Source organism: Saccharomonospora saliphila YIM 90502 (assembly GCF_000383795.1).
Lineage (GTDB): Bacteria > Actinomycetota > Actinomycetes > Mycobacteriales > Pseudonocardiaceae > Saccharomonospora > Saccharomonospora saliphila.
On the sequence record NZ_KB912705.1, the window covers coordinates 121,416 to 129,281 of the forward strand.

A 7,866-nucleotide genomic window follows, 5' to 3' on the forward strand; every position below is an offset into this window, starting at 1 on the left:
GCCTCCGCCACGCCCGGAGCGTCCGGACCCGGAGCGCCCCAGGGGTTCGCCCGGGCGTTCGCCGGTCCGCCCCGCGACACGCAGGCGCGGTTTCGCTGGTGGTGGCCGCACGGCATGGTCGACCCCGCCGAGATTCGCCGCGAGATCGACGTGATCGCCGACGCGGGCTTCGGCGGTGTGGAGATCGCCGACGTGCACCACAGCGTCGAGGAGGCACTCGACCCGGCGGGCACCGGGTGGGGCACTCCCGCCTGGGTGGACGCCCTGCGGGCGGCGCTGGAGGCGGGCAACCGGCGCGGCGTCACCGTCGACGTCACCATCGGGCCGTCCTGGCCCGCCGCCGTGCCGTCGATCACGCCGGACGACGATGCCGCCGTCAAGGAGCTCGCGCACGGTGTGGTCACCGTCGCGGGTGGGCGGCGCTACTCCGGGCCGGTTCCGGAGCCCGTCGTCGCGCCCGCCGAGGGTGTGCGGCGGCGGGAGCTGTTCGCGGTGCAGGCCGCACGGGTGGCCGACGACAGCTCCCCGGACGCCGCGCGCCCGAGGCTGGAGGCCGACTCGGTCGTCGATGTCACCGATCGTGTGCGCGGGGAGACCCTCGCGTGGACGGCGCCGGACGGCGGAACCTGGCTGCTGATCGCGTACTGGCTGCGTGGCTCGGGCCAGCGCCCCGAGCGGGGCCCGCACACCGAGCCGGTGTCCTTCGTGGTCGATCACTTCGGCCGCGCGGGCACCGACGCCGTGACCGGCTTCTGGGAACGGCACATCCTCACGCCGGACGTGCGGCGGCTGCTGCGCGAGTCGGGCGGGGCGATGTTCGAGGACTCCCTCGAAATGGAGACCGACGCGACACTGTGGACACCCGAGCTGCCCGCCGCGTTCGAGCGCAGGACGGGTTACTCGCTGTCGCCGTACCTTCCGGTGATCGTGCGGCACGACGAGGACCCGGTGTTCGACTTCGCCGGGGTCGACGCGGGCCGTGTGCGCGACGACGTCAACGACGTGCTCAGCCAGCTCTATCTCGACAACCACCTGCGCCCGTTGCAGGACTGGCTGCACGGGCTGGGTATGCGCCTGCGCATTCAGCCCTACGGGCTCCAGACCGACGCCGTGGCCAAGGCCGCCGCCGTGGACATCGCCGAGGGTGAGACGCTGGGCTTCAACAACCTCGACGACTTCCGCTCCCTGGCCGGTGGCCGCGACATGGGTGGCGGGACGATCCTGTCGAGCGAGGCCGCCGCCGTCTACGGCGGCTCGTACAGCGTCACCTGGCGGCAGGCGGCGGGCACCCTCGGGCGGGAGTACTCGGCCGGGGTGAACCAGGCCGTGCTGCACGGCTTCTCCTACGCCGACGCTCCCGGGGCGCAGTGGCCGGGCTTCGCCGCGTTCACGCCGTACGACGGTGGTGTCGGCTACAGCGAGTCCTGGGGACCGCGCCAGCCGACCTGGCGGCACGTGGCCGACGTGGCCGGGCACCTCGCCCGCACCCAGTTCGTGCTGCGGGCGGGCACCGCCCGGTGCGACGTCGCGTTCCTGCGGCAGAAGGGCTACGCCGGGTCCGGCTTCGGCGCGGCCTGGTTCACCGGTACCGGCGTGCGCGAGGGCTGGACGCACGAGTTCCTCAGCCCTCGGCTGCTGGACCTGCCGAGCGCCACGGTGCGCGACGGCAGGCTCGCGCCGGACGGGCCCGGGTTCACACTCCTGGTCTTCGAGGGCGACGCGTTCTCGGGGCGGGCGGAGACGATGCCGCTTCAGGCGGCGCGGAGGCTGCTGGAGCTGGCCCGCGCCGGCCTGCGGATGCTCGTGGTCGGGCGGTGGGACTCCCCGACGGTGCCCGGCCTGCCGCGGCCGGGGGAGAACGAGGAACTGGCGCGGGTGTTCGCACAGCTACTGGCCGAGCCGGGCGTGCACCGGGTGGCCGACCGGGAGGGGATTCCGGACGGAATCGCCGCACTCGGATCGCGGCCCGACGTGCGTTACTCCGAGCCGTCCCCGCTGCTGCACGCGCGTCGGGCCGACGGCGAGGTCGAGCACCACTACTTCGTCAACGGCTCCGACGACGAAACGGTCGATCACGACGTGCGGCTGCCGAGGCAGCAGCGGTCAGCGGTGCCGTACACACTGGACACGTGGACGGGCACGGTGCGCCCCCTCGCCCGCTACACCACCGACGACGGCAGTGTCTCGGTGCGGGTGACCCTGCGCCCGGGCGAGTCCACCGTGGTGACGGTGGGCCCACCGACGCTGGTGCCGGGGACGCCCGGGCCGGGCGTGCACGTGGTGGACGGTGAGGCGGTCGAGCTTCGTCGCGAACGCGGAAGGCTGTGGGCGCGGCACACCCGGCCGGGCACGTACGCGGTGCGGCTGTCGACCGGGCGCACCCGGCGTGTGCGGCTGGACGACGTCCCTGCCGAGCGGACGGTCTCGTCCTGGACGCTGCGGATGTCCGACTGGCGTCCCGGCGCGTCGGCGACCGAAACCGAGACGGTGCGGCACGACCACACGCTGACCGAACTGGTGCCCTGGTCGCGGCTGCCGGGGCTGGAGGACGCCTCGGGGATCGGTCACTACCGCGCGACCGTGGACCTGCCCGCGGCGTGGACCGGCGGGCACGGTGCCTACCTCGATCTCGGCGCGGTGACCGACACCGCCCGGGTGTGGGTCAACGGTGCGCAGGCACCGCCGGTGAACCTGTTCCACCCGGTCGTCGACCTGGGCGGGCTGCTGCGCGAGGGACCCAACACGATCGAGGTGGAGGTGGCGGGGACGTTGATCAACCGGCTCCGTGTCACCCGGCCGGACGTCTACGGCGGCGCCGCCCGGCAGGACTGCGGCCTGCTCGGCCCCGTCCGGCTCGTCCCGTACGGCGAGGTGCCGGTGCGTCCCTGACCCCGGCCGTACTCCCGCGCGGTGTCGTCGCGGCACCGCGTCGTCAGTCGTACTCGGACTTTGAATCGTAGATATCGTGTGCTCGGGTGTGGCCGTTCAGGCGTAGATGTCGTCCGGCGTGAGCAGGGTCAGCATGGGGTCGTCGTCGGCGTAACGGCGTAGGCGGGCGGTGAAGCCTGCCCGGGAGCAGAGCACCCGTCGTGGTCGGTCGACGCGGCCGTCGACGAACGGGGTGAGGCGGTCGAGCAGATTCAGCTCGTCGAAGTCGACCGTCGTCGCGGTCCACCTGCACATCCCGACCACATGGACACGTGTGTCCGCGTCCACGCCGACGATGTCGATTTCCTGTTCCGCCGTCCTGCGGTCTTGCCCGGTGGGCACCTGCCCCCACCAGCGCCCCACTGTGCTCACCCCAGGTGTCGTGAGCAGCACATGTTCCCGGCAGATGTCCTCCCACACCAGCGAGGCATGGTGGTCGAGCTGGGGCAGCACGGTGTCGTTGACGTAGGCCGCGGCAAGGGAGTTCGTACGCAGCTGTGGCCGGGCGGGTTCGACGAATCGGTAGTGGAAGCGCAGGAAGTGGTCCCGGATGCGGTAAGTGATCTTCTTCGCCCGCGGCGAGGAGGTTGCCGGACGTTGCCGTTCCACGAGGCCCAGTCGCTCCAGCGTGCCGAGGATTTTGGTCAGGTGCGTGGGCTCCAGGCCCGTCCGCGCGCAGATCGTGCTGTTGCGGTTGTGACCGTGCGCGATCGCGCGGAGCACGGCGGTGTGGTTTGTCGGGTCGGCGATCGACTGTCGCAGCATCAGCTCGGCCTCCTCGTGCAGCAGGCCACTGCGTTCGAAAACCTCGGTCAGCAACCGTTCGGCGAGAGGGCGTTCGTCAGTGAAGCGGGCCAGGTAGTACGGAATTCCACCGCAGACCGAGTAAGCGCGGACGCGGTCCTCCGCGGTGTAGCGTGGATGGAACAGAGCGGCGTCCTTGGCGAGGAACGGCTCCACTTTGAGTTGTCCGGTCCTTCTGCCGTAGAGGCGTCCGGCCAGTACCTCGTCTTCGAAGAACGAGATCTCGCTGCCCGCGAGGACGAGAACGAGCGGGAGGTGGCGGCCCGTGGTCCGCCACCACCTGCTCAGCAGGCTCTCCAGTTCCGGCGCCTGCCGCGCCAGTAGTTGGAACTCGTCCAGGACGACGAGGGTGCGGCGTTCGCCGACGAACCGCGCGATCGCGGCCAGCGCCGCTTCCCAGCTCGTCAGTGGCTGGCTCTCCAGGAGCGTGTCGCCGGACACGCGGGCCAGCTCGGTACTGAGGTCGAGGAGTTGCTCTTGCTTGAGTGTGTCCGTCGCCTCGACGAACAGTGCCCGGGTGTCCCGCGCGACGTGCGTCAGCAGTTCTGTCTTGCCGACCCTGCGCCGTCCGTACACGACCAGGAGTTCGGCATCGTCCCCAGTCAGGCGCCGTTCAAGTAGGGATATCTCGTCCTGTCGGTTCAAGAACTCCACGGGACTATCCTACGCAGGATTAGCCCGCACAGGATTAGCCTGTGCAGGCTAATCCTGTGCAAGCACATATCTCGACCAACGCAGGGGTGTAGCGTGCCCGGAGCCGTGCGTTCGGACACGTGGGAGTCACGCGCCGAAGGTCTCCTCCGGCGGGGCCGGTTTCCCGAAGTGGTAGCCCTGGGCCTGGTCACAGCCCAGCTCGCGCAGCACGGCCACCTGGCGGTCGGTCTCGGCTCCCTCGGCGACCACGACGAGTCCCATCGAGTGCGCCATCGTCACGATGCCCTTGATGATCGCCTCGGCGTCGGTCTCGCCGGGCCCGCCGAGACCCGCCACGAACGACCGGTCGATCTTGAGCGTGTCGAGTGGGAGTTTCCACAGCTGGGCCAGCGACGAGTAGCCGGTGCCGAAGTCGTCGATCGCGAGCCGGACGCCGAGCCCGCGCAACGCGGTGAGGACCTCGGCGGCGGCGGCAGGCTCGCGCATCAGCGCGCTCTCGGTGATCTCGAGGCACAGTTCGCCGGGCGGCAGACCGGTGTCGCGCAGAACCCGGTCGACGTCGGCGACCAGCGACTCGTCGTCGAGCTGGCGGGCCGAGAGGTTCACGGTCAGGCGCGTGGGTGTGCCGTCGCGCCAGCGCCGCAGCGCCAGCTCCCTCGTCGCCGTGCGCAGCATGTGCCCGCCGATCAGGTTGATCAGGTCGCTCTCCTCGGCGAGCGGGATGAACTCGCCGGGGGAGATGAGCCCGTGCGCGGGGTGCTGCCAGCGCAGCAACCCCTCCACCGCCACGCGGCGGTAGGTGCGCAGGTCCACGATCGGCTGGTAGGCGACCCAGAGCTGCCCCTCGCGCACCGAGTCCCGCAGGTCCTGCTCCAGCCGGAGCTGCCGCTGCACCCGTTCGCGCAGCTCGACGTCGAAGAACTCGAAGCGGCCCCGCCCGCGCGTCTTGGCCTGATACATCGCCACGTCCGCGTCGCGCAGGAGGTCTTCGGCACTGCGCTGGTCGTCGGCGTCGGCGGTGACGACACCGATGCTGGCGTCCACCCGCAGCCGACGGCCCTCGACGCTGATCGGTTCGAGCAGTGCTTCCCGCAGATGGTCGATCCGCGCGCGGATCTGGCCCGTGTGCTCGATCCCGAACGTGACGATGGCGAACTCGTCGCCACCGAGCCGGCCCACCAGGTCGCGCTGCCGCACGCGGTGCTGGAGCCGTTGCCCGACGATGCGCAGCACCTTGTCCCCGATGCCGTGGCCGAGCGAGTCGTTGATGACCTTGAACTTGTCGAGGTCGATGAACAGCACGCACGCCATGCGGCCGGGCTGGGGCCTGCGCAGGGCCGAGGAGAGCCTGCGCAGGATCAGCGCCCGGTTGGCCAGCCCGGTCAGCGGGTCGTGCGTCGCGTCGTGCGCGAGCCGTTGGCCGATCGCCCTGCGCTCGGTGATGTCGGTGAACGAGATGACCACGGAGTGCGGCGCGGGTGCGGAGGCATCGAGGGCGCGGCAGCTCAGCGACAGCCACACCCAGCGGCCGTCCGGTCTGCGCGCGCGCAGGACCCGCGCGTCGGTGGGCCGTCCGGTCCGCCGGGTGTAGGCGGACGGGTACTCGCTCGCGGGAATGCGGACACCGGCCTCGTCGTGGAGCGGGAACAGGCTGGGCGAGCACCCGATCATGGCGTGCACGGGAAGTCCGAGGACGCGGCCCGCGGCCGGGTTGGCGGTCTCGACCAGTCCCGAGGGGTCCACCACCACGACGCCCTCGTCCAGGGCGGTGACGACCGTGCGGTAGCGCAGCTCCGCCTGCCTGCGCGCGGTCTCGTCGGCGCACACCAGCACGTAGCCGTCCTCCATTTCGGAGGCCGAGACCCGCACCAGCACGGCAGTGCCGTCACACCGGCGGTGCTCGCTCTCGGTGACGCCCCCGTCGGCCACGATGCCGGACAGGTCCAGCGACGTACCGACCAGCTCCGCCACCGGTTTGCCCACGGCGGCGTCCGCGCTGTGCCCGTACACCGCCTCGGCCGCCGGGTTCCAGCTCCGCACCACCCCGTCGGAGTCCGTGGCGATGATGGCGTCGCTGACGTGCGCGACGAGAGCGGCCTGGTAGCGCAGCGCCGCCTGCGCGGCGCGTTCCACCGTGACGTCGCGCATGATCACCTGGAATGCGGGACGCCCCTGCCATGTGGTGCGCACCGCCACCGTCTCGATCACGAGCGTGTCGCCGTCCACGCGCCGCAGCGCGACGCGGGTCGGCTCGGCGGCCGAGCCGGGGCGGTCGAGCGTGTCGAGCCTGCGCAGCATTTCCGGGACCGCGTCCGGGGCGACGAATTCGGTGACGTCCCGGCCCAGCAGCGCGTCGGGCGAGTCCGCGCCGACCAGGTCGGCCGCGGCGGGGTTGAGATAGACCAGCGTGCCGTCGACGTGGACGCAGATTCCGTTCGGACTGAACTCCACGAGCAACCGGTACCGGTCGGCCAGGTCGCCGAGTTCGTCCTCGGTCTCACGCCGGTCGGTGATGTCGGTGGCGATGCCCACCAGCCGCTCGACCGGCCCCGTGTCCTCCGCACCGGCGCCGTTCCCGGCGGCTGTGTGGGCACGCGCGAGAAACCGGGTCCACCGGGTGCGGCCGTCCAGAGGTGTGTGGCTCTGTTCGAGGTCGAACACCTCCCACGCCGGAGCCTTCTCGGCCGCGATCACCAGTGGGTCGACCAGGTCACGCAGCCGGGACCGGACCTCCTCCGTGCTCCGTCCGCACATCCCCAGAACGCCCGGCAGCTCGGCGTTCCACGTCGCCTCTCCCGTGCGCAGGTCGAGGGCCCACGTCCCCGCCGCACTGGCGGTCAGCGCGAGATCGGCCAGCTCGTCCCGCTCGGGTCCGAACCAGTGGGACAACTGGTCCCGGGTGTGCGCCTCCATGTCGAAGTCCATCCGCCGCTCATTCTCCGGGCCCGAACGCGTCATGGCCTCACCACCGGGCGAAAAGGACGAATCGTCCCGTACGCGCCGCCCGGGCACAGCCATACCCCCCGACCGACCGCCCCCAGAGTAGGCGGTCAACGACGGGTTCGCGCGTCCGTGCGCGGGATTACCCGTTCCGGGCGAGGCCGACGAAACGGGCCATTCGCTCGACCGTGTGAGCGAAGAACGCGTCCGCCGGGTCGACGCTGCCGACGAACTGACCGGTGAGCTCGAAGCCGAGCATCCCGGAGAGCTGGGTCCAGGCCACCAGGCACCGGTCGAGTACCGCCTCGGGCAGGTCCACGCCGAGGCGCGTGCTCAGGTCCGCGAGCTGCGCGCGGAGTTCGGCAGGCAACTCCGGTCCGTCGTCGGCCGCGTCCACACCGCCGTCCTTGTGGGCGTCGGCGAGCACGCCGAGGAGCGCGAGCGGGGCGCGGCTCGCCGGGGTGACCGTGTCCCGGGGCGCGCGGTAGCCCGGGATCGGTGAGCCGTAGATCAGGGCGTACTCGTGCGGGTGCGCGCGGG

General features: G+C 71.5%; 4 protein-coding genes. 1 reads left to right on the plus strand and 3 read right to left on the minus strand.

Annotated elements, in window-relative coordinates:
• The coding region (locus SACSA_RS23520) for a glycosyl hydrolase (protein WP_019818988.1) at positions 1-2,889 on the plus strand (2,889 nt) is incomplete at its 5' end.
• A gap of 96 nt (positions 2,890-2,985) precedes the next feature.
• Here SACSA_RS23520 and SACSA_RS0117245 read toward each other — a convergent pair.
• The 3 genes from SACSA_RS0117245 to SACSA_RS23525 form a co-directional block, all read right to left on the minus strand.
• The gene (locus SACSA_RS0117245) at positions 2,986-4,386 is read right to left on the minus strand and encodes an ATP-binding protein (RefSeq protein WP_019818989.1); all 1,401 of its coding nucleotides are present in this window, start codon (positions 4,384-4,386) and stop codon (positions 2,986-2,988) included.
• 126 nt (positions 4,387-4,512) lie between these two features.
• Positions 4,513-7,311 carry a sensor domain-containing protein gene (locus tag SACSA_RS0117250; protein ID WP_019818990.1) on the minus strand — a complete coding sequence of 933 codons (2,799 nt, stop codon included), beginning with the start codon at positions 7,309-7,311 and terminating at the stop codon, positions 4,513-4,515.
• A gap of 157 nt (positions 7,312-7,468) precedes the next feature.
• Positions 7,469-7,866 (minus strand): TetR-like C-terminal domain-containing protein (locus SACSA_RS23525; protein ID WP_019818991.1); only part of this gene is annotated, 398 nt, incomplete at its 5' end.